16 protein-coding genes are annotated in these 23,595 nt (G+C 53.1%); 10 read left to right on the top strand and 6 right to left on the bottom strand.

Annotated features, from left to right (window positions below; translation table 11 throughout):
* Window positions 1-242: 242 nt before the first annotated feature.
* Window positions 243-1,142 carry a carboxylate/amino acid/amine transporter gene (locus tag EO763_RS21125; RefSeq protein WP_161530111.1) on the top strand — a complete coding sequence of 300 codons (900 nt, stop codon included), beginning with the start codon at window positions 243-245 and terminating at the stop codon, window positions 1,140-1,142.
* Here the strand turns inward: EO763_RS21125 and metR are convergent.
* Complete coding sequence (gene metR / locus EO763_RS21120; protein WP_039495069.1) at window positions 1,048-1,983, bottom strand: HTH-type transcriptional regulator MetR; 936 nt, start codon at window positions 1,981-1,983, stop codon at window positions 1,048-1,050. The two genes, EO763_RS21125 and metR, sit on opposite strands and share 95 nt — an antisense overlap.
* A 104-nt stretch (window positions 1,984-2,087) precedes the next feature.
* On the opposite strand from metR, the gene metE reads away from it, so the two are divergent.
* The 3 genes from metE (at window position 2,088) to EO763_RS21105 (ending at window position 8,859) form a co-directional block, all read left to right on the top strand.
* On the top strand, window positions 2,088-4,352 hold the full coding sequence (gene metE / locus EO763_RS21115) for a 5-methyltetrahydropteroyltriglutamate--homocysteine S-methyltransferase (protein WP_161530110.1): 2,265 nt from the start codon (window positions 2,088-2,090) through the stop codon (window positions 4,350-4,352).
* A 533-nt stretch (window positions 4,353-4,885) separates the two neighbouring features.
* Window positions 4,886-6,514: a methyl-accepting chemotaxis protein gene (locus EO763_RS21110; protein WP_161530109.1), complete on the top strand. Its 1,629-nt coding sequence runs from the start codon at window positions 4,886-4,888 to the stop codon at window positions 6,512-6,514.
* Between the two features lie 683 nt (window positions 6,515-7,197).
* Window positions 7,198-8,859 (top strand): methyl-accepting chemotaxis protein, encoded by a 1,662-nt coding sequence (locus EO763_RS21105; RefSeq protein ID WP_161530108.1) that lies wholly within the window; start codon window positions 7,198-7,200, stop codon window positions 8,857-8,859.
* Between the two features lie 102 nt (window positions 8,860-8,961).
* On the opposite strand, the gene EO763_RS21100 is transcribed toward EO763_RS21105, so the two are convergent.
* Window positions 8,962-9,789 carry a dienelactone hydrolase family protein gene (locus tag EO763_RS21100; RefSeq protein WP_161530107.1) on the bottom strand — a complete coding sequence of 276 codons (828 nt, stop codon included), beginning with the start codon at window positions 9,787-9,789 and terminating at the stop codon, window positions 8,962-8,964.
* Window positions 9,790-10,119: 330 nt separating this feature from the next.
* Here EO763_RS21100 and udp point away from each other — a divergent pair, with 330 nt between their 5' ends.
* Both udp and EO763_RS21090 read left to right on the top strand, forming a co-directional pair.
* The gene (udp, locus tag EO763_RS21095; RefSeq protein WP_010283777.1) at window positions 10,120-10,890 is read left to right on the top strand and encodes a uridine phosphorylase; all 771 of its coding nucleotides are present in this window, start codon (window positions 10,120-10,122) and stop codon (window positions 10,888-10,890) included.
* A 454-nt stretch (window positions 10,891-11,344) separates the two neighbouring features.
* Window positions 11,345-12,127 (top strand): tyrosine-protein phosphatase, encoded by a 783-nt coding sequence (locus tag EO763_RS21090; RefSeq protein WP_010298623.1) that lies wholly within the window; start codon window positions 11,345-11,347, stop codon window positions 12,125-12,127.
* 142 nt (window positions 12,128-12,269) lie between these two features.
* Here EO763_RS21090 and ppc read toward each other — a convergent pair whose 3' ends face one another.
* Both ppc and EO763_RS21080 read right to left on the bottom strand, forming a co-directional pair.
* The gene (gene ppc, locus EO763_RS21085) at window positions 12,270-14,909 is read right to left on the bottom strand and encodes a phosphoenolpyruvate carboxylase (protein WP_161530106.1); all 2,640 of its coding nucleotides are present in this window, start codon (window positions 14,907-14,909) and stop codon (window positions 12,270-12,272) included.
* Between the two features lie 243 nt (window positions 14,910-15,152).
* Window positions 15,153-16,526: a PTS transporter subunit EIIC gene (locus tag EO763_RS21080; RefSeq protein WP_161530105.1), complete on the bottom strand. Its 1,374-nt coding sequence runs from the start codon at window positions 16,524-16,526 to the stop codon at window positions 15,153-15,155.
* Between the two features lie 447 nt (window positions 16,527-16,973).
* Here EO763_RS21080 and EO763_RS21075 point away from each other — a divergent pair, with 447 nt between their 5' ends.
* Window positions 16,974-18,173: a starvation-sensing protein RspA gene (locus EO763_RS21075; protein WP_161530104.1), complete on the top strand. Its 1,200-nt coding sequence runs from the start codon at window positions 16,974-16,976 to the stop codon at window positions 18,171-18,173.
* Window positions 18,174-18,181: 8 nt separating this feature from the next.
* Here the strand turns inward: EO763_RS21075 and EO763_RS21070 are convergent, their stop codons facing one another.
* Window positions 18,182-18,895, bottom strand: coding sequence for a GntR family transcriptional regulator (locus tag EO763_RS21070; RefSeq protein ID WP_010298630.1), 714 nt, complete (start codon window positions 18,893-18,895; stop codon window positions 18,182-18,184).
* Window positions 18,896-18,949: 54 nt separating this feature from the next.
* Window positions 18,950-20,101 carry an acetylornithine deacetylase gene (argE, locus tag EO763_RS21065; protein WP_029367983.1) on the bottom strand — a complete coding sequence of 384 codons (1,152 nt, stop codon included), beginning with the start codon at window positions 20,099-20,101 and terminating at the stop codon, window positions 18,950-18,952.
* A 202-nt stretch (window positions 20,102-20,303) separates the two neighbouring features.
* Between argE and argC the strand changes: the two genes are divergently transcribed.
* From argC to argH, 3 genes are all read left to right on the top strand, one after another.
* A complete protein-coding gene (gene argC, locus EO763_RS21060; protein ID WP_161530103.1) occupies window positions 20,304-21,308 on the top strand; it encodes an N-acetyl-gamma-glutamyl-phosphate reductase in 1,005 nt (334 codons plus the stop codon).
* 37 nt (window positions 21,309-21,345) lie between these two features.
* Window positions 21,346-22,119 carry an acetylglutamate kinase gene (gene argB / locus EO763_RS21055; protein WP_010283794.1) on the top strand — a complete coding sequence of 258 codons (774 nt, stop codon included), beginning with the start codon at window positions 21,346-21,348 and terminating at the stop codon, window positions 22,117-22,119.
* Between the two features lie 62 nt (window positions 22,120-22,181).
* Window positions 22,182-23,555, top strand: coding sequence for an argininosuccinate lyase (gene argH, locus EO763_RS21050; RefSeq protein ID WP_161530102.1), 1,374 nt, complete (start codon window positions 22,182-22,184; stop codon window positions 23,553-23,555).
* Window positions 23,556-23,595: the final 40 nt, after the last annotated feature.

The following is a 23,595-nucleotide window of genomic DNA, read 5'->3' as shown; positions in this document are numbered from 1 at the left end:
CGGTCACAGGGCCTCTTTATTTTATAAATAGAGGCCCTATTTTTTGATAAAAGAGTAGCACTGATTAAATATATTTAATGACGTGGATGCTACCTGATAAAGGTTATTTAACGCCGCCTCTCTACGTTGTTAAGCTTATTTTCTGTTTGTTCGCTATTTAATCTAATGTAAACCACATTGACTGAAATTCATTCAGCCATCTCCGTTACAATGGCGATACTTTTTCCTAAGCGGATGTTGTCGTGCCATTACTCACTATCACCACTATTTTGTGGGCATTTTCATTCAGCCTGATTGGCGAATATCTGGCGGGTCAGGTTGATAGCTGGTTTTCTGCGATGTTCCGTCTGACGGCCGCAGCCGTGGTGTTTTTGCCATTCTTACGCCTGCGGGGTTATACGCCGCGCGTCATTTTCTTGTATATGTTAGTGGGCGCTTGCCAACTGGGTATCATGTACCTGTTCGTGTTTCAGGCTTACCTGTACCTGACCGTACCTGAGTTTTTACTCTTTACGGTGATGACGCCTCTGTACGTTACGCTGATTTACGATCTACTTTCCCGACAGCGCCTGCGCTGGGGCTACGTGATGAGCGCTCTGCTGGCGGTATTCGGGGCGGCGGTGATCCATTATCACGGCGTGAGTGAACATTTCTGGAGGGGATTCCTGCTGGTTCAGGCGGCGAACGTGTGTTTTGCCGCAGGTCAGGTGGGTTATAAGCGCCTGATGGAGCTCTATCCCGTGCCGCAGCACTGCGCGTTTTCCTGGTTTTATCTGGGGGCTGCGATTGTGACGATAGCCGCATGGCTGCTCTTCGGTAATCTGGATAAGTTACCTACCACAACCTTGCAGTGGGGTGTGCTGGCTTGGTTGGGGATTGGCGCTTCTGGCCTGGGTTATTTTATGTGGAACTACGGCGCAACCCAGGTGGATGCCGGAACGCTTAGCATAATGAACAACTTTCACGTGCCGGCTGGTCTACTGGTCAACTTCGCTATCTGGCATAAAACGCCAGACTGGCTGAGCTTTATCGTGGGGACGATAATTATTACGTCCTCACTGTGGGTACACCAGCGTTGGGTCGTGAAGCGTCCTTCACAAATGGTAAGTGCTCACAAGCGTGCTGACGCGCCGAACGAATAAACGCATCAATCACCGGTTGGCGCTGCTCTCCGTCACGGACGGCAGCGTACAACCGGCTCCACAGCCCGTCACCCAGCGATTTAGTCACAATCAGCCCCTGACGCTCGAAGCTTTCCACCACCCAGTGCGGTAGTGCGGCGATGCCCATGCGGGCGGCGACCATCTGAATCAGCAGCAGCGTATTGTCCACGCTTTTCAGCGTAGGACTGACGCCTGCGGGTTGTAAAAAGTGACGCCAGACGTCCAACCGCTGCCGCTGTACCGGATAAATCATCAGGGTCTCGGCGGTGAAATCCTCCGGTTCGATTTTCTCTTTTCCTGCCAGCGGATGGTCGGGAGCCAGCACCAGTCTGACTTCAAAATCAAACAGAGGCGAATAGTGCAGGCCACTGCGCGGCATGATGTCGGAGGTCATGACCAGATCCAGTTCGCCTTGTTGAAGTGCTGGCTGAGGGTCGAATGTCACGCCTGATTTAAAGTCCATCACCACCTGCGGCCAGTGCTGGTGGAATTCGTCTAGCGCAGGCGTCAGCCACTGAATACAGCTATGGCACTCAATGGCCAGACGCAGCGTGGTTTGGTGCGGCTCATGGCACGACTGTAACGCCTGCTGGATTTGCGGTAACACCTGCTCTGCCAACTGCAACAGAATTTCTCCCTGAGGCGTAAAGCGCAGCGGCTGGCTTTTACGCACGAATAACCTGAACCCAAGGCGCTGTTCCAGATCGCTGAACTGGTGGGATAACGCCGATTGAGTTTGGTGAAGTGCAGCGGCAGCGGCGGCTAACGATCCGGTATTGCGCAGTGCTTGCAGCGTTCGCAGGTGTTTAAATTCGATCATGAGAGTCCTTCACAGTGACAGTGAATAAATTGCGCTTGTGATTACTACAGTACCTGCGGATTATGGATGTGTAAACATCTGGACGGCTAAATGAGGAATTAACGATGGCGATTGTGAATCATACACTGGGTTTTCCGCGCGTTGGACTACGCCGTGAACTGAAAAAAGCGCAGGAAAACTACTGGGCAGGTAACGCGACACAGGAAGAGTTGCTGACCGTTGGACGTGAGCTGCGTGCGCGTCATTGGCAACAACAGAAGGATGCTGGCGTTGATCTGCTGCCAGTGGGTGATTTCGCCTGGTACGACCATGTGCTGACCACGAGTCTGCTGTTGGGTAACGTACCTGCACGCCATCAGAATGAAGACGGCTCGGTCGATCTGGATACGCTGTTCCGTATTGGCCGTGGACGTGCGCCAACCGGTCAACCCGCTGCTGCGGCAGAAATGACCAAGTGGTTTAACACTAACTATCACTATATGGTGCCGGAATTCACCAAAGGGCAGCAGTTCAAGCTGACCTGGACACAGCTGCTGGATGAAGTCGATGAAGCGCTGGCGCTGGGCCATAACGTGAAGCCTGTTCTGTTAGGTCCGGTTACTTACCTGTGGCTGGGCAAAGTGAAAGGTGAGCAGTTTGATCGTCTGTCGCTGCTGCAGGACATTCTGCCAGTCTACCAGCAAGTGCTGGCTGAGTTGGCGAAGCGTGGCATTGAGTGGGTGCAGATTGATGAACCTGCACTGGCACTGGAACTGCCGCAAGAGTGGCTGGCCGCGTTTAAACCGGCTTATGACGCACTGCAAGGTCAGGTGAAACTGCTGCTGACGACTTATTTCGATAGCATTAGCCAGAATCTGGAAACGATCAAAACGCTGGCAGTTCAGGGGCTGCATATCGATCTGGTTCACGGTAAGGATGATGCCGCTACGCTGAGCGCCCAACTGCCCGCTAACTGGGTCCTGTCTCTGGGGGTGATTAACGGTCGTAACGTCTGGCGTGCTGACCTAAGCAGCTGGTTCGAGCGTCTGCAACCGCTGCTGGGAACGCGCGATCTGTGGCTGGGCAGCTCATGTTCACTGCTGCATAGTCCTATCGATCTGAGCGTGGAAGTGCGTCTGGATGATGAAGTGAAGAGTTGGTTTGCCTTTGCGATTCAGAAATGTGCAGAGCTGTCGCTGCTGTCTCAGGCACTGAACAGCGGCAACGGTCAGGCACTGGAAGCCTATAGCGCACCGATTCGTGCTCGCCGTACCTCAACGCGTGTGAATAACGCCGCCGTTGCACAGCGTCTTGCTGCTATCACCGCACAGGATAGCCAGCGTCAGAATGTCTATTCAGTTCGTGCTGATGCCCAGCGTGAGCGCTTTAATCTGCCAGCATGGCCGACAACCACGATTGGTTCTTTCCCACAAACCACCGAAATTCGCGGCCTGCGTCTGGATTTCAAACAGGGTCGTCTGGATGGCAATAACTACCGCACTGGTATTGCCGAGCACATCAAGCAAGCCGTGGTTGAGCAAGAACGTCTGGGTCTGGACGTGCTGGTGCACGGTGAAGCCGAGCGCAACGACATGGTGGAATACTTCGGTGAGCATCTGGATGGGTTTATCTTTACCCAGAACGGCTGGGTGCAGAGCTACGGCTCTCGCTGTGTGAAGCCGCCTGTTATCATTGGTGATGTAAGCCGTCCAGAAGCGATCACCGTTGAGTGGGCGAAATACGCACAGTCTCTGACCGACAAGCCGATGAAAGGCATGTTGACAGGTCCGGTGACAATCCTGTGCTGGTCTTTCCCGCGTGAAGACGTTACGCGTGAAACCATCGCTAAGCAGATTGCGCTGGCGCTGCGTGATGAAGTGGCAGATTTGGAAGCAGCAGGCATTGGTATCATCCAGATTGACGAACCGGCACTGCGTGAAGGTCTGCCGCTGCACCGCTCTGACTGGGATGCTTATCTGGCCTGGGCGGTGGATGCTTTCCGTCTGAACGCCGCGGTGGCGAAAGATGATACGCAAATCCATACCCACATGTGTTATTGCGAGTTCAACGACATCATGGATTCTATCGCCGCGCTGGATGCAGACGTGATTACGATTGAAACCTCTCGTTCCGATATGGAATTGCTGGAGTCGTTTGAAGAGTTCGAGTACCCGAATGAAATCGGCCCGGGCGTTTATGATATCCACTCCCCGAACGTACCGAGCGTGGAATGGATGGAAGATCTGCTGAAGAAAGCAGCGCAGCGTATCCCAGCGGAACGCCTGTGGGTGAATCCGGATTGCGGTTTGAAAACTCGTGGCTGGCCGGAAACGCGTCAGGCGCTGGCGAATATGGTTCAGGCTGCGCAGCGTCTGCGTGAAACCCAGTAATAGCTAATGGCTGATGACATCAGGGAGGCTATGGCCTCCCTGACTTTTTACACCTGACGAATAGATAAAATTCGCATTATTTCCCTGATTCTCAATTTTTTATTATTTCCCTCGGCGTATTTTCTGCCTTCCTGAAAGTCAACTATATTGTCTTTCCTTTAATAAAATCGCCGCGCTATCCCCCTTGTTTTTCTGCATCGACTGGTAGGTTATTTGTCGAAAAAAATATTTATCCGCTATCAATCTCTCTATTTTGGGGGGGCATTAATCGACGCTGTCATAAAGCTAAAGAATATTGTGCCGATAAGGTAGACGGCATGGAGGCGGCTCTGGATGTACCAATAGAGCGAGGTTTTTTGTATTTTTTAACGTTTTACTTATGTTGAAAGTGCACCTGAAATTACTCTCTTGTGGGTATATTTAAAATACCCATGAAGCATATTTATTTTCCCGAAAAAAAGATTATTTCCCACTCTGCTGCGTTATTAGACGAGCAGTAGTCATTATTATGTATTACCTAAAAGGAGTAAGACATGAGTTTAGCGAATTGGCGAATTGGCTATCGATTAGGAGGCGGGTTTGCCATCTTGATTCTGATGTTGTTTACCGTGAGTATTTTTTCTTTGTCTAAGCTGTCCTCTTTTCAGGATGGTGCCAGAGGTATCGTCAAAGAGGTGTATCCACAAACGGTAGATGCGAATGATCTCATCGATAACGTGAATGGGCATTTTGTCGCTTATTTACAGATGATGCTGGTATCCGGTCAGGAACAGCGTCAGGGATATGTCGATCGGATCATGGCGTACCGCAAGGAAATTAGCCGTCTGCTCGACAATTTGGAAAACAATGCTTCAGGGGAGCTTGCCCGCAAGCAAGTGGGGGTTGTCCGCGGCTTTCGTGCCGAGTTTATCAAGTCTGGTGATAAAATTATTAGTGATGCGCTGGCGGGGAATAACGACGTCGCCGTCGCGGAATTCAACAACACCCTGAACGTCATTCAGCGCAATTACCGTGACTCGGTGAAGCAGTTGGTGAATTACCAAAATGATGCGATGGATAATTCTGTCGAGACCATGGCTGCAGTATACAACAATACTCGCATCATTTTACTGCTTATTTTGGCGCTGGGTGCCGTGTTTGGGGCGCTGATTGCTTGGGCTATCACGCGCAGCGTAACCCGTCCAATAGAGCAGGCTTTACAAGTGGCAGACAGAGTGGCGCAGGGCGATCTGACTTCACGCATTACGGTGACCAGCAAGGATGAAACCGGGCTGCTGCTGCAATCGTTGGATCGCATGAACACCAGCCTGAGCACGATTGTTGGTCAGGTGCGTGATGGCGCGGAAACGATCTCGACAGCGGCGTCGCAAATCACGGCAGGTAACCAGGATCTATCATCGCGTACTGAAGAACAGGCCAGCTCTCTGGAAGAAACCGCAGCCTCAATGGAGCAGTTGGCATCCACCATTAAAAACACCGCGGAAAACACCCAACAGGCCACGGAGATTGCCAATAAAGCGACCGGTGCGGCGAAACAAAGCGGTGATGTCATGCTTTCCGTGACGCAAAAAATGCGTGGTATTCGTGATTCGTCTCAGCGTATGGCGGAGATCATCGGTGTGATTGATGGTATCGCTTTCCAGACCAACATTCTGGCGCTGAACGCCGCGGTTGAAGCGGCGCGGGCGGGCGAACAGGGGCGTGGCTTTGCGGTGGTGGCGGGAGAAGTCCGTTCACTGGCGCAGCGCAGCGCGACCGCCGCACGGGAGATCAAGGATTTGATTGACGACTCGGTGAGCAAAATTCGCGAAGGAATGGATCTTGTCGATACTGCTGAAGAAACGATGGGCGGATTGACGGCCCACGTGAAAGACGTACACGACATTATCAGCGAGATTTCACAGGCTAGCCGTGAACAGAGCGACGGGATTAACCAGATGAATCTGGCGATTGGACAGATTGACACCACGACTCAGCAGAACGCGGCTTTGGTTGAAGAATCTGCCTCTGCGGCGCTGTCTCTGCAAGCACAGGCCTCCGTTCTGGCGGAAGCCGTGAGCGCGTTTAAAATACAGTCATACGGCAGTAGCAACGCTGGGTCTTATTCGCCAATGCCGATGAACACACCCACACTGTCTCTGGCGCTGGCAAGAAAAGAGTAAACTGACTGCCATTATTTAGCGGCACTGTGTAACGCAACGCTATCTTACAGGGAGGCAACAGCCTCCCTGATTCTTTTCATGTGCGACATAGAGTAAATACGTTTTTTTTCCTTCCTGCTTAGTTTATTATCCTTTACTAATAAATATTAGTATCTCTTTATTTTTAATATCGAATATGTCTGACTATCCTGTTATGTAATTGAGGCGTTATTTCTGTTAATGGCTCGTAGATTAATGTGTGTTTTTTCCGATCGAAATTGGTTTTTTGATAGCTGATAACTATTTATTATTTGTTTTTGAATGATTTAAACGATCAAATGATAAAGATCATGGGCGGTATGCCGATAAAATGGATAACACAGGAGCGGTCATGTCCGCATGAGTTCGGAGAGGGAAGGCCATCATTATCACCTCAGTAACGTCTCTGCGGTCTTATCAGTTGTATTTGTAGCATTTTAGATTTATTTCCACTTTTGCACCTCAACACCCGAGGGAAACTATTTGATTTTTGATAGCACCTCTCATGCTGAGAGCGTGCGTAAAATGCCTGCCTCAAGGTATCTCTGGCGTGTCAGAAGGTTTGTTCCCCTTCGAATCGCCAATCATTCTCCGCCCTGTGGTTCCATCAAGTTGCGACATGTGCGCAATTGACATTGCTATCCATTACCTAAAAGGAGTGAGACATGAATTTAGCGAATTGGCGTATCGGCTATCGACTGGGTGCGGGGTTTGCCGTCCTGATTTTGATGTTGTTTATCGTGAGTATCTTTTCCCTGTCTAAGCTATCCGGTTTCCAGGATGGTGCCAGAGACATTGTGAAAGAGGTTTACCCACAGACGGTGGATGCCAATAGCCTCATTGATAATGTAAACAGCATCCTTGTGGCCTATCAGCGGCTGATGCTGGTGTCGGGTCAGGAACAAATTCAGACAAACGTAAGTCGCGTGGGTGAGTTCCGTCAGGAGATCGGCCGCTTGCTGGACAAGCTGGACAGCCAAACGGTTGAAGAGCGTTCGGTCGCTCAGTTACGCGCTATTCGTGGGATCCGCACCGAATTTTTGAAATCCGGTGACAAGATTATCAGCGAAGTGGTGGCGGGCAATCGGGAAGCGGCGATTGAGGAGTTCAACAACAACTTGAATGTCATCCAACGTCAGTACCGCGATGCGGTAAGACAATTGGTGAATTATCAAGATGATGCAATGGATACCTCCATTGAAGCGATGGCTGAGGTATACAGCAACACCCGCATGATTTTGTTGCTTATTTTAGCGCTGGGCGCCGTATTTGGAGCACTGATTGCCTGGTCAATTACGCGCAGCGTAACCCGACCGATACAGCAGGCTTTGCAAGTGGCAGACAGAGTGGCACAGGGCGATCTGACCTCACGTATCACTGTTACCAGCAAAGATGAAACCGGATTGCTGCTGCAATCGTTGGATCACATGAACACCAGCCTGAGCACGATTGTTGGGCAGGTGCGTGACGGGGCGGAAACCATCTCGACGGCAGCCTCGCAAATCGCCGCAGGTAATCAGGATTTGTCATCGCGCACCGAAGAGCAAGCCAGCTCGCTGGAAGAAACGGCGGCGTCGATGGAACAGCTGACCTCTACCATTAAGAACACGGCGGAAAACACCCAGCAGGCAACAGACATCGCGAACAAAGCCTCTGGTGCGGCGAAGCAAAGCGGCGACGTTATGGCTTCCGTGACGCAGAAAATGCGCGGCATTCGTGATTCATCCCAGCGTATGGCGGAGATCATCGGTGTGATTGACGGCATTGCGTTCCAGACCAACATTCTGGCGTTGAACGCCGCGGTTGAAGCCGCGCGTGCAGGCGAGCAAGGGCGTGGCTTTGCGGTGGTGGCGGGAGAAGTTCGCTCTCTGGCACAGCGCAGTGCGACAGCCGCGCGTGAGATCAAGGATTTGATTGACGACTCTGTGAGTAAAATTCAGGAAGGCATGTCGCTGGTGGATACCGCCGAAGAAACGATGAGCGGATTAACGGGCTATGTACAGGATGTGAATGAGATCATCAGTGAAATCTCGCAGGCTAGCCGTGAGCAGAGCGATGGGATTAACCAGATGAATCTGGCGGTTGGACAGATTGATACCACCACGCAGCAGAATGCGGCTCTGGTTGAAGAATCGGCCTCTGCGGCGCTATCTCTACAATCACAGGCCTCTGTTCTGGCGGAAGCGGTAAGCGCGTTTAAATTGCAGTCATATGGCAGCGGCAAAACTGCTTCTTATGCACCGGCACCAACGCGCACGCCAACGCTGTCTTTAGCGCCAGCGGCAGCGAAAGACAAGGGAAATAACGGCGACTGGACGACGTTCTAAAGCTGTCTTTCTCTGTAAAACAGTAAAAAGGTAAAACACCAACGCCACCGTTGTTCGGTGGCGTTTTAGATCGTGGATAAGAACGAAAATGGTGTGACGGCGTTACGCAACGCCGTTTTTCTGGAACCATGCCAGCATACGTTGCCAGCCGTCGTGTGCGGATTCTTCATGATAGCTGGGGCGGTAATCGGCATGGAAAGCATGCCCGGCATCGGGGTAGACGATGATGTCTGCCGCTGCGTTGGCCGCACGCAGCGCCTGCCGCATGGTATCAACCTGCCCCAACGGAATCCCTTCGTCTTTCGCGCCGTACAACCCCAGTACCGGGGCTTCCAATTCCGTGGCGACATCGACCGGATGTTTAGGGCTATTCAGCGTTTTCTCACCCGTACACTTGCCGTACCAGGCAACGGCCGCCTTGAGCTGTGGGTTGTGCGCGGCGTAGAGCCAGGTGATGCGTCCGCCCCAACAGAAACCCGTTATCGCCAGCTTACTGGCGTCGCCGCCCTGTTTAATCGCCCAGTTGGCGGCGCGATCGAGATCGGACAGCACCTGCGTATCAGGCACCTTGTAAACCAGCTCGGTCAGGATTTGCTGAATGTCGTTATAGCGGCTGGGGTCGCCCTGACGAAAATACAGCTCTGGCGCAATGGCCATGTAGCCCTGCTTGGCCAGCCTGCGGCAAACGTCCTGAATGTGTTGATGGACGCCGAAAATCTCCTGCACCACCAGAACGATAGGGTACGGCCCGTCGTGGTTTGCCGGTCTGGCGATATACGCGGGTAGCTGCTCACCCTGAGAAGGAATAGTGGTTTCACTGGCAACGATACCGGCAGAATCTGTCGTAATGATGGAGGCGGTCTGCGGTTCCACCGCTGGGGATAACCCTTGGGGAAGATGTGTGAAGGTCGTCTGTTCATCAGTCTTCATTACGCGCTCTCCTGTTATCGGCCGATTTTCATGGAAAGAGGGATTTCAGAATATCCATGATAAATACTATCAATGATTAAAGAATCTACACTAGAAGACAATTAATCGGCAAAAATGGCGTCCTTATCTGGGGTATGGTGATTTTGGTCACATTTTTTATGTATGTTGATGTTTGTTTCTTTTTCATCGGTGACTGCCGTCACTTAAAAAAACGTAATGATGCGCTAGAGTCTTTTTATTGAACGGACGCTGACTGGCTGCGAAAGGCTGTGTAGATGAGCGTCCGGCGCGATTTCTCTGAATACCCAATTGATTGCCCGGGAGGCAGTTATGTCTACATCTGATGTGTTCCATCTTGGTCTGGTCAAGAACGATTTACAGGGCGCGACGCTGGCTATCGTCCCCGGCGATCCTGAGCGTGTTGAAAAAATTGCTCGCCTGATGGATAACCCGGTACATCTGGCATCACACCGTGAATTTACGTCCTGGCGTGCAGAGTTGGATGGCAAGGCGGTGATTGTTTGCTCGACCGGTATCGGCGGCCCGTCAACATCAATCGCGGTAGAAGAATTGGCACAGCTCGGCATCCGGACTTTCCTGCGCGTCGGTACGACGGGGGCGATTCAGTCCGGCATCAACGTCGGTGATGTGCTAGTGACCACCGCCGCCGTTCGTCTTGACGGCGCGAGCCTGCACTTCGCACCAATGGAATTCCCAGCCGTTGCTGATTTCGGCTGTACCACCGCGCTGGTGGAAGCGGCGAAGGCCTCGGGTGCGGCGCTGCACGTGGGCATCACCGCGTCTTCCGATACGTTCTACCCCGGTCAGGAACGCTATGACACCTTCTCTGGACGCGTTGTACGCCGCTTCCGCGGCTCGATGGAAGAATGGCAGAGCATGGGCGTGCTGAACTATGAAATGGAATCCGCCACGCTGCTGACCATGTGCGCCAGCCAGGGGCTGAAAGCGGGTATGATCGCGGGCGTGATCGTGAACCGTACTCAGCAGGAAATCCCGGATGCGGCGACCATGAAACTGGCCGAAACCACCGTCATCAAGGTGTTGCTGGACGCGACTCGCCGTTTGTTAGCGGCTGAATAAGCACAAAAATTGATGGTGTTTGGGGCTGGCTATCATCGATGCCAGCCCGTATCCTGATATACCCGTTATTCTTCAAGCTGCATGTGCGTTGGCTGCGTTACTCGACACACTTGAGTGTGTCTCGCCCCGTTGGGGCCGCTGCAAGCAGCGTTCAAACCAGCTTCTGGCAGGTTTGTCAGTCACCCGAATCACTTACTTGAGTAAGCTCATCGGGATGAAATGAGAGACATCCTGTCTCTCACCGGAGGCCAGCCTTTGGCTGGTCAAATTCGTTCCCGACGAATTTGTCCTTCTCTTGCCGCGTTACGATGCTCATTGCTGAGCATCGCCCTAGCGGGCCAACGCTTTGCGTTGTTCAAAACGCTAACGTTTTGTCCTGCAAATTGAATTATTTAGGGTATACACTAAATAGTTCAATTTGCCTTGCTCGCCTTTCAACCTCGCAAGGAGATGTATGACCGAACCAACGTTGCTCCATCCCTCTTTATTACCGCTGGACGGCGGAATCAACTTCCGCGATTTAGGCGGCAACCGCGCTGCTGATGGGCGGCTTATTCGACACGGTAAACTTTTTCGCTCTGGCTCGCTGGATCTGCTGAGTCAGGCTGACTGCGAACACCTTGCTGGCGTACCTATTTCTCACGTGGTGGACTATCGGGATGCTGATGAAATTGCACAGAAGCCTGACATATTGTGGACGGGGGCTAATTATCACGCCTATCCGGCCAACCCATTACGCCACGAAGTGACGGCCAATCTGGATTCACTGGGGTCTGATGTGCTGGCGGCGTTTGATTCCCGGGCATTCATGTTGGAACTCTACCGCCGTTTGCCTTTCAATAACTCGGCCTATACACAACTGGTGTCGCTGTTATTACGGCCGGATGAGGGAGGGCTAGTGCAGCACTGCGCCGTGGGCAAAGATCGCACGGGTATCGGTTCGGCGCTGGTGATGTTTGCGCTGGGTGCGGATGAACAGACGGTGATGGAGGATTACCTGCTCACCGAGACGACGCTGACGCCCTTCCGCCAGCAGCTACTGACACATCTGTCGGCAACGCTGAATGAGAAAGCGCTGGGGCAGTTCTCTTATGTACTGTCGGTGCAGGAAGAGTTCATTGTGACGGCGTTGAAGGCCATCTACGAACGACACGGTTCGATCGATAGCTGGCTTGAAGTGGAATACGGCCTGGATAATCGTGCGCGGAATTATTTGCAGGATAAATATCTGGCGTAAGGTTTTCTTCACCTTATTCGGCGAATCTCTTCATTATCACCGCGTAACTGATTTTTCTGCAAAAAAGGCCGGTCAAATGACCGGCCCCTATTTTTACTTACTACAAGTTTTGCTGTCTGTTTAGCTTTTGCTGCCTGCGCGATTAACCCGTATTACGCATGCCCGCTGCGACACCGGCGATCGTCACCATCAGCGCCAGTTCCAGATCGGCATCTGGCTGTTCCTGCTGGCGTGAACGATGTAGCAACTCAGCCTGCAGCACGTTCAGGGGATCGGTATAGACGTTACGCAGTGCGATCGACTCGGCGATCCACGGCAGATCCGCCATCAGGTGATCGTCGTTGGAGATCGCCAGCACGACGTTAATATCGGCGGCTAACTGATCGCGCAGCTGTTTCCCTAACGGCCACAGTTTCTCTTCTACCAGACGCTGATCGTAATACTCCGCCAGCCACAGGTCGGCTTTGGCGAACACCATCTCCAGCATGCCGATACGCGTCGAGAAGAACGGCCAGTCGCGGCACATGGCTTCCAACTGTTCCTGCTTGCCGTCATCCACCACTTTCTGCAATGCAGCACCTGCGCCTAGCCACGCTGGCAGCATCAGACGGTTCTGCGTCCAGGCAAAAATCCACGGGATAGCACGCAGGCTTTCCACGCCGCCGTTCGGACGACGTTTGGCCGGACGTGACCCCAGCGGCAGTTTGCCCAGCTCCAATTCCGGCGTCGCGGCGCGGAAGTAAGGGACGAAATCCGGGTTCTCACGCACGTAGCCACGGTACATCTCGCAGGACACACGAGAAAGGTCGTCCATCACCTCGTGCCATTCCTGTTTTGGTTCCGGCGGTGGCAGCAGGTTCGCTTCCAGAATCGCACCGGTATACAGCGCCAGACTGCTGATGGTGACTTCCGGCAGACCGTATTTAAAGCGGATCATCTCGCCCTGTTCCGTCACGCGCAGGCCACCTTTCAGGCTACCCGGCGGTTGTGACAACAGCGCTGCGTGAGCCGGTGCACCACCGCGACCGATAGAACCACCGCGTCCGTGGAACAGCGTCAGTGCGATACCCGCTTTCTCACAGGTTTTGATCAGCGCGTCCTGTGCACGGTACTGCGCCCAAGAGGCCGCCATCACGCCCGCGTCTTTTGCCGAGTCGGAATAGCCGATCATGACCATCTGCTTGCCCTGAATAAAGCCGCGATACCAGTCGATGCTCAGCAATTGCGTCATGACATCATCAGCGTTGTTCAGGTCGTCCAGCGTTTCAAACAGCGGCGCGACCGGCAATGCAAACGGGCAACCGGCTTCTTTGAGCAGCAGGTGAACGGCCAGCACGTCGGAAGGTGTGCGCGCCATTGAAATAACATAGGCTGCGACTGAACCGATGGGCGCTTTGGCGACAACACGACAGGTATCCAGCACTTCTTTGGTATCCGCGCTCGGCTCCCAGTAGCGTGGCAGGAGTGGGCGCTTAGAGCTGAGTTCACGGATCAAGAAAGCCTGCTTATCAGACTCTGACCAGCTTTCGTAGTCGCCCAGACCCAGATAGCGGGTAATCTCGGCCAGCGCTTCGGTGTGGCGGGTGCTTTCCTGACGGACATCGATGCGTACTAAAGGCACACCGAAGCAACGTACGCGACGCAGCGTATCCAGCAGGCGACCATCGGCGATGATGCCCATGCCGCAGGTTTTCAGCGATTGGTAACAGGCGTGGAGCGGTTCCCACAGCTGTTCGTTGGTAATCAGCAGATCTTTCGGCGGCAGACGCTCTTCACCTGTCAGACGCGCTTCCAGATAGCTCAGTGTACTGCTCAACTGCGAACGCAGTGACTTCATGATGGCGCGGTACGGTTCTTGTACCTCGCTGCCACCGGCCAGCTCCAGCAGCTCCGGCGTACACTCGGACATCGACAGCTCGGAAACCAGCACCTGAATATCACGCAGGAACAGATCGGCCGCTTTCCAACGGCTGAGTAACAGCACGTGGCGAGTGACTTCTGCTGTGACGTTCGGGTTACCGTCGCGGTCGCCGCCCATCCAGGACGTAAAGCGCACCGGAACCGCATCAACGGGCAGACGATAGCCGAAAGCCTGTTCCAACTGTTCATCCAGTTCGCGTAAAAATGCAGGCACGCCTTCCCACAGGCTGTTTTCCACCACGGCGAAGCCCCATTTGGCTTCATCTACCGGGGTAGGACGAATTTTACGGATTTCATCGGTATGCCAGGACTGCGCAATCAGCTGGCGCAGGCGGCGCATGATCTGATTGCGCTCATAATCAGCCAGATCGTTGTGGTCGAGCTGCTTGAGGCAGGTATTCACTTCTACCAGCTTGTGGATCAGCGTCCGGCGGGTAATTTCGGTCGGGTGTGCGGTCAGCACCAGCTCGATCGACAAGGATTCTACGGCGTCACGGATATCGCGTTCGGTCAGATCTTTGCTTTCCTTCAGGCGCTCAAACGCGTGGGAAAGCTGTGCCGGGTTACTCGCGGCTTCACCGTGCGGTGAAATCGTATGATATTGCTCAGCGGTATTGGTCAGGTTAAGGAACTGGCTGAATGCACGGGCAACGGGCAACAGTTCATCGTTAGACAGGTTTTGCAGCGTAGTCAGCAACTCCTGACGATGTTTTTCACTACCTGCGCGGGAAGACTTTGACAACTTGCGGATTGTTTCGACTTTATCAAGGATGTTTTCACCCAGTGCTTCCTTGATGGTATCGCCGAGAAGCTTGCCGAGCATACTGACGTTACTGCGCATTGCGGAATATTGTTCGTTCATAGTTACCCTGACCCATCCCTACCATTTTTGTAAGTTTATTTCACTTGACATATTTTGACGCACTGCCTCCATCTAGCCACGATAAGGCGGGTTCGTCAATTGACGATTCTTTCTTCTCCTTATTCTTTGTACTTGCATTGAGGCTGGCTTGGCAATTTGTGAAATTTAATTACAGAGGCGCGGATATTAGAGGGACTTATTAGCAGGGGAACGTCGCGGGGCGCAGCGGCCCCGCGAGTGCGGTTACGACTGTTTAGAAGCTCTGACGACCAGAATATAAGTTAGAGTAAAAGAAAGCACGATGGCGATAGCCATGCCAGAGACGGCATAGCTAAAGTACGGGCCGATATAGGCTGGCAGGCTGAAAATACTCGACAAGATATAGCCATACAGCCGGACACCGAAGAACGCGATAAAGGCTGAAGCGATAGAACTGGCGACGGTGGCGGCGATAAACGCTTTTTTGTACTTCGTCAGCACGCCGAACAGCGCGGGTTCCGTAATACCGAGCAACGCGGACACTCCGGCAGACAGTACGACAGATTTATCCTGACGGTTTTTGGCATGGAAGTAGATGGCAAACGTGGAACCTGCAATCGCCATATTGGCCATACACATCATCGGCATCAGCATATCAAAACCTTGGTCGGAGAAGTTTTGTAGCGCAATGGGTGTCATGGCGTGATGCATGCCGGTCAGGATGGCGACAGGGCGGATCGCACCGACCACAAAACCCGCGAAGACCGCGGACAGATCGAACAGGCTTTGGATAAACAGCGCCAGCAGCTTACCGAGGTAGATACCAAATGGCCCGATCACCGTGAGCGACACCAGTGCGGCGATAAACAGCGTCAGCGTTGGGGTAAACACGGTTTTCAGCACCGAAGGCATAATGCGATCGACCCAGCGGTGGATATAACTCAACGCCAGCACGGAGAAAATCACCGGGATGACGCTGGCGGAGTAGTTGAACACCGAAATGGGCAGCACGCCCATAAAGTAAAAGGCGCTGACCGCATCAGGGCTGTGGCTGGCTAAGGCCTTTGCGGCTTCCATCAACGACGGATACATCAGGCAGGCTGCAACGGCCGCCGCCAGATATTCGTTCGTTTTAAATATCTTCGCGGCCGAGACGGCGAGGAAGAACGGGAGGAAATAGAATACGCCGCTGGCGATCAGATCGAGGACGATCACGGTATCGGTTTTCGCGGAGATCACTTTCATGGCGATCAATCCGGCTAGCAGCCCTTTGATCATCCCGGCACCCGCGATGGCAGGCACGATCGGACCAAATACGCCGGAAACGGTATCCATGAACAGCGAAATCAGCCCCTTCTTCTGCTTCTGCACGTCTGGCTGTGATGTCGCTGTAGGCGAAAGCTGGGCGTTCAGCAGTTCGTAATACTCATTGACCTGCGGCCCGATAATAATCTGAAACTGTTCACTCTGATGTTGGGCACCTAATATGCCCGGCAGACTTTTGATGGCTTCAGTTTGCACTTTACTTTCATCAATTAAATCAAACCGAAGCCGCGTCATGCAGTGCCAGGCTTTATTAATATTTTCGCTTCCGCCAACCAGTTTAATGATTGACTGAATAACGTCATTTTTTCCCATGAAATAAACTCCCCGCATATATCCGTCATAATTCAAATTGCATGTACGTTGGCTTCGTTCAGTCACCCGAATCACTTACTTGAGTAAGCTCATCGGGATTCCCTCGCTTGCCGCCTTCCTGAAATTCGAATTATTTAGGATATCGACTTATGTTATTTTTGGCCGAATTATTTCCACCGATAGTAAAAACTTAAAGAAGAAAAAACAAACCAATAAAACATGAAGTTCGTCACATGGTTAGCCTATAAGGGGCTTTTTGTTGCCATTATTCGATAATTGGTCTGGTTTTTTAATCAATTAGATGGCTTTTTCAAACCAAAATAAATCTTTTAAATAAGAGGTTTACAATAAAAGAAAAAATAAGTAGAAAACAAAAAAAGAAACTGATTTTAGACTGTGTTTTTGCCGGGTAGAGCTATTCCGGTAAATGCTCTGGAGGATATTTTTGTGTTGCCGACAATCATTACTGACATTGAATGTCTTGTTACCCGCCCCGACCGCCATAATTTAGTGACGGTGGTGGTTCACACGGATAAAGGCGTGACGGGTTATGGATGTGCGACCTTCCAGCAGCGCCCGCTGGCCGTCAAAGCGATGGTGGACGAGTACCTCAAACCGCTGCTGCTAGGACGGGATGCTAACCACATTGAAGATCTGTGGCACATGATGATGGTCAACGCTTATTGGCGTAACGGGCCGGTGATCAACAATGCGGTGGCGGGCGTCGATATGGCGCTGTGGGATATCAAAGGCAAGCTGGCGGATATGCCGCTTTATCACCTGTTTGGTGGGAAATCCCGTGATGCCATTGCCGCTTACAGCCATGCTGCCAGCGATACGCTGGACGGGCTGTATCAGGAAGTGGATCGGCTGTATGCGCAGGGCTATCGTCATATCCGCTGCCAGCTAGGATTCTATGGCGGTAATCCCGATGCGTTGCACAGCACGCGGCAGCCAACGGAGGGAGCCTATTACGATCAGGATCAGTACATGGCCAACACGCTCGCCATGTTCCGTGCGCTGCGCGAGAAATACGGCGAGCGTTTCCACATTCTGCATGATGTCCATGAGCGTCTGTTCCCGAATCAGGCCGTGCAGTTCGCCAAAACGATAGAAGTGTATCGTCCCTATTTCATCGAAGACATTTTGCCGCCTGCGCAAAATGAGTGGCTGGCGCAGATCCGCAGCCAGAGCGCGGTGCCGCTCGCGACCGGGGAGCTGTTTAATAACCCCGCCGAGTGGCAGAGCCTGGTGATTAATCGACAGATTGATTTCATCCGCTGCCATGTCTCACAGATTGGCGGGATTACGCCAGCGCTGAAACTGGGCGCGTTCTGTCAGAGCTTTGGCGTTCGTCTCGCGTGGCATTGCCCGCCGGATATGACTCCGATCGGTGCGGCGGTTAACATTCACCTGAATATCCACCTGCATAACGCCGCGATTCAGGAGTTTGTCGCTTACCCGGAAAATACCCGCAAGGTCTTCCCGCAGGCGGTGGAACCGGAGAAGGGCTATCTGTATCCGATTGAGCGCCCCGGTATTGGCGTGGGTATCGATCTGGATGCGGCACGGCAGTTCCCCGTCGTCTATCGTCCGCACGAATGGACGCAGAGCCGCCTGCCCGATGGCACGATGCATACGCCTTGAGTGAACTATTATGGCGACTGGCGGAAATTCAGGTTATCGCGGTTGAAGGGGATGACGTAGGTGCAGGCGTAGTTAATGTCGATGATATCGCTCGATTCGTACACGCGACCGCCCTGTAAAATACCGCGATTAAGAATGTGCATCGCCGCCGTGCCTTTCTTGCAGCCCAGTAGCTCAGCCTGTGCTTTAGTGACGTTAACCGCCTGATAATGTGTCAGGTAGTGTGAAATCGCATAGCCCTTGCTGAGCACATACTGCTGAATAGAGCTTTCAATAATCTTCTGGCTCATGTCCGGGAAATCTGCGGCGGGCATTTTCGATATCTCAATCTGCACCTTACGGTTATCGACATAACGTAATCGACTGAATTCCCAGATGAACGTATTTTCGCTGATAGCAAAAACCTGCTGCTCTTCCCGAGTCGGCAGCCGCTTATGCAGGCTAAGCAGACGGAATGAAATCTGGTTAAATTTCTTTTCGGTAATCGAGTTATACACCAGCGGGTTGCTGCGTACGCCCTGATTAATGAAGTTACCCGATCCCTGCACCATATGGATCGCGCCGATGCTGGCGAGTTTTTCCAGCGCCTGACGGATGGTAAAGCGCGACACGCCGTATTCTTCCGCCAACTGGCGTTCCGGCGGCAGCTTCTCTGGCAGCGGGTCGGTGTGCTGATAGATTTTGCTCAGTAGATCCTGTGCGATGAAATCTTTCTTTTTCATTCTCTGTCTCAAAATGACCCTGTCAGCATGGCTGACAAGGCCGCTTTCGTTGGATCAGTGGTGGCAGAAGTGATGAATCACCTGCGAGATCAGATCCCGCGTTGGTTTAATAAACTTGGTATCAATATATTCATCCGGCTGGTGCGCCTGCTCGATTGATCCTGGCCCCAGAACCAGCGTTGGACACAGCGTCTGAATAAACGGTGCTTCGGTGCAGTAGTTAACGATTTCCGTTTTCGTCCCCAGCAGATTCTCCACGACGGACACCAGACGGTGGTCTGGTGGGCACTCATAGCCAGGAATCGGCGGATGCAGCTCGCTGATGGTCAAGCGGCCCGGCCAGCGCTGGCTGACAGGCTCAAGCGCTTCTGACAGCAAACCGTCCAGATCGTTAAGCGTAATGCCCGGCAGCGGACGGATATCCATATGTAACTCACAGCAGCCGCAGATACGGTTAGCGGCATCGCCGCCGTGAATGTGCCCGAGGTTCATGGTCGGGTGAGGAATGTGGAAAATCGGATTGTGATAGCGTTCCTGTAGCGTGTTACGCAGCACCAGCAGATGAGAAATGGCTTCGTGCATCAGCTCGATCGCGTTCACGCCGCGCGACGGATCGCTGGAGTGGCCAGACTGCCCCTGAATGCGGATCGCGTTGGACATATGGCCCTTGTGGGCGCGCACCGGTTGCAGCGAGGTCGGTTCGCCGATGATGGCGCAGTCCGGGCGAATCTGCGTCGATTCGGAGAAATACTTGGCACCGGCCATCGTCGTCTCTTCATCTGCCGTTGCCAGCACATAGAGCGGTTTCGTCAGCTTGGTCGGATCGATATCGCGCAACGCATCCAGAATAAAGGCAAAGAAGCCTTTCATGTCCGCCGTACCCAGGCCGTACAGCTTGTTGTCATGTTCGGTCAGCGTGAACGGGTCGCGCGTCCAGCGACCGTCGTCGAACGGGACGGTGTCGGTGTGGCCTGCTAACAATAAGCCACCTTTTCCTTCACCAATCCGCGCCAGCATATTAAATTTATTGAGGGTGCCGGGGACTGGTTGGACTTCCACATGGAAGCCGAGATCGCCGAACCAGCCTGCCAGCAGGTTGATTAAGGTATGATTACTTTGATCGAGCGCGCTGTCGGTGGCACTGATGGACGGTGTGGCGATCAATGCCCGATATAGCTCAATAAAAGGGGGTAAATTCATCTTCACTGTTGACAGCCTCTGGTTAGGATAGTATCAATATTCATGCATTTATTTTGAATAAAAATACAATAATGCTCGGCGAAAGGAAACCCAAAGGTACGGCGATGGCGATTCGTCACTTTCACTGAGTTTCGCGGGTGAACAGCGTACCGACGCTGGTGAGCCCTGTTACCTGTTCCATAGATAAGTAAGAAGGTATACGGATCCCATGCTGAATACGCTGATTGTTGGTGCAAGTGGTTATACCGGCGCTGAGCTTGCGCTCTACCTGAACCGTCACCCACAGATGAACATAACCGCTTTGATGGTTTCTGCGCAAAGTGTCGATGCAGGAAAATTGATTTCTGATTTACATCCGCAGCTCAAAGGCATCATCGATATCCCGGTAAAACCGCTGACCGATGCGGAAGAAGCGGCGAAAGGCGTGGATGTCGTTTTTCTGGCGACCGATCACAAGGTCAGCCACGATCTGGCCCCTGTTTTTCTGGCAGCAGGCTGTACTGTTTTTGATTTGTCCGGCGCGTTCCGCGTACAGGATGCCGAATTTTATCGTCGTTACTATGGCTTTGAGCATCAGCACCCTGACTGGCTGGCAAAAGCGGTTTACGGGCTGGCCGAATGGCGTGCTGAAAGCGTAAAACAGGCACAACTGGTTGCCGTGCCGGGCTGTTATCCAACGGCTGCGCAACTGGCGCTTAAGCCGCTGCTGGATGCCCAACTGCTGAACCCGGCTCAGTGGCCAGTGATTAATGCCGTGAGCGGCGTGAGCGGGGCGGGGCGTAAAGCGTCGCTGACCAGCAGCTTCTGTGAAGTCAGCCTGCAACCGTACGGCATTTTCAACCACCGCCATGAGCCTGAAATTTCAACGCACCTCGGTACGCCAGTGATCTTCACACCGCATTTGGGCAACTTCGCTCGCGGTATTCTGGAAACTATCACCTGTCGCCTGCAACCGGGCGTAACCCAGCAGGATGTCGCTGAGGCCTATCACAATGCTTATCACGATAAGCCGCTGGTTCGCCTGTACGATAAGGGCGTTCCGGCGCTGAAATCCGTTGTCGGCCTGCCGTTCTGCGATATCGGTTTCTCTGTTGATGGTGAGCACCTGATCGTGGTGGCAACCGAGGATAACCTGCTGAAAGGTGCGGCGGCACAGGCTGTGCAATGCATGAACATTCGTTTTGGTTTCCCTGAAACCCAATCGTTAATTTAATCACTACTGGTCCCGACATTTCGAGGCGCGAAGCATAATGAATCCGTTAATTATCAAATTAGGTGGCGTTTTACTGGATAGCGAAGAAGCGCTGGAACGCCTGTTCACTGCGCTGGTGGCTTACCGTCAGGAACACCAGCGTCCGCTGGTGATTGTGCACGGCGGCGGCTGTCTGGTGGATGACCTGATGAAGAAACTGGCGCTGCCCGTCGTGAAGAAAAACGGCCTGCGCGTCACGCCTGCCGATCAGATTGATATCATCACCGGTGCGCTGGCGGGTTCCGCCAACAAGACGCTGCTGTCATGGGCGAAGAAGCATGACATCAATGCGGTCGGCTTGTGTCTGGGCGATGGCGGCAGCACGACGGTCACACAGCTAGATGAGTCTTTGGGCTTTGTGGGTAAAGCAGAAGCGGGATCGCCTGCGCTGCTGAACACGCTGCTGTCAGCGGGCTATCTGCCTGTTGTTAGCTCCATCGGTATTACGGCACAGGGCGACCTGATGAACGTCAATGCCGATCAGGCAGCGACGGCGCTGGCGCAAACGCTGGGCGCGGATTTAATCCTGCTGTCTGATGTTAGCGGCATTCTGGACGGTAAAGGCCAGCGTATCGCCGAAATGACGGCGGAGAAAGCCGAGCAGTTGATCGCTCAGGGCATCATCACCGACGGCATGATTGTTAAGGTCAACGCCGCGCTGGATGCCGCGCGTGCGCTGGGTCGTCCGGTTGATATCGCCAGTTGGCGTCATGCCGAGCAGCTACCTGCGCTGTTCAACGGTGTGGCGATTGGCACACGTATTCTGGCGTAAGTCGTTTCTGGGTATGGCATGATGCGATACCAACGTGAATTATATTTTTGGGAGTAAGGGTTATGGCTTTGTGGGGCGGTCGGTTTAGTCAGGCAGCAGATCAGCGTTTTAAACAATTTAATGACTCACTGCGGTTTGATTACCGTCTGGCGGAACAGGACATCGTTGGCTCGATCGGCTGGTCGAAAGCACTGGTGACGGTCAATGTGCTCAGCGAGCAGGAACAGCAACAACTGGAACAGGCGCTGAATGCGCTGCTGGTTGAGGTACAGGCTGATCCTGAGATGATCCTGCAAAGCGATGCAGAAGACATTCACAGCTGGGTTGAACTGCGTCTGATTGAGAAAGTCGGCGATTTAGGTAAAAAGCTGCATACCGGTCGTAGCCGTAACGATCAGGTTGCGACGGATCTGAAACTGTGGTGCAAGGCGCAGATTGTTGAACTGCTGCTGTCGGTACGCCAACTGCGTCAGGCGCTGGTTACGACGGCGGAAGCGAATCAGGATGCGGTGATGCCGGGCTACACCCACCTACAGCGCGCACAGCCGGTGACGTTTGCGCACTGGTGTCTGGCCTACCATGAAATGCTGGCGCGTGATGAAAGTCGTCTGGAAGATACGCTGAAGCGTCTGGATGTCAGTCCACTGGGCTGCGGTGCACTGGCAGGAACGGCTTATCCAATCGACCGTGAGCAACTGGCGGGCTGGCTGGGATTTGCCTCGGCCACGCGTAACAGTCTGGATACGGTTTCCGATCGCGATCATGTACTGGAACTGCTGTCTGATGCTTCGATCGGCATGATCCACCTGTCGCGCTTTGCCGAAGATCTGATCTTCTTCAACAGCGGTGAAGCGGCGTTCGTTGAGCTGTCTGACCGTGTGACATCAGGTTCTTCCCTGATGCCGCAGAAGAAAAACCCGGATGCGCTGGAGCTGATTCGCGGTAAATGCGGTCGCGTACAGGGCGCGTTGACCGGCATGATGATGACGCTTAAAGGCCTGCCGCTGGCGTATAACAAAGACATGCAGGAAGACAAAGAAGGGCTGTTTGACGCGCTGGATACTTGGCACGACTGCCTGATGATGGCGGGTCTGGTGCTGGAAGGCATTCAGGTTAAGCGTCCGCGCTGTAAAGAAGCGGCCGAGCAAGGCTACGCGAACTCGACAGAGCTGGCGGATTACCTGGTCGCGAAAGGCGTTCCGTTCCGTGAAGCGCACCATATCGTGGGCGAAGCGGTAGTTGAAGCCATTCGTCAGGGTAAAGCGTTGGAAGCGCTGCCGCTGGCCGATCTGCAAAAATTCAGCGCTGTGATTGGCGAGGATGTGTACCCGATTCTGGCATTGCAATCCTGTCTGGATAAGCGTGCGGCACAAGGTGGCGTGTCACCACAGCAGGTTGCTAAAGCGATTAGTGATGCGAAGCAGCGCTTAGCCTAAGTTGCCCTCTTCTGCTTCAGTTCCCCCAACGTGGTGTTTC

This window comes from Pectobacterium odoriferum (assembly GCF_009931295.1).
GTDB classification, from domain to species: domain Bacteria; phylum Pseudomonadota; class Gammaproteobacteria; order Enterobacterales; family Enterobacteriaceae; genus Pectobacterium; species Pectobacterium odoriferum.
Note: the sequence above shows the minus strand (reverse complement) of the source record. Positions and strands in the feature narration are given on the sequence as shown.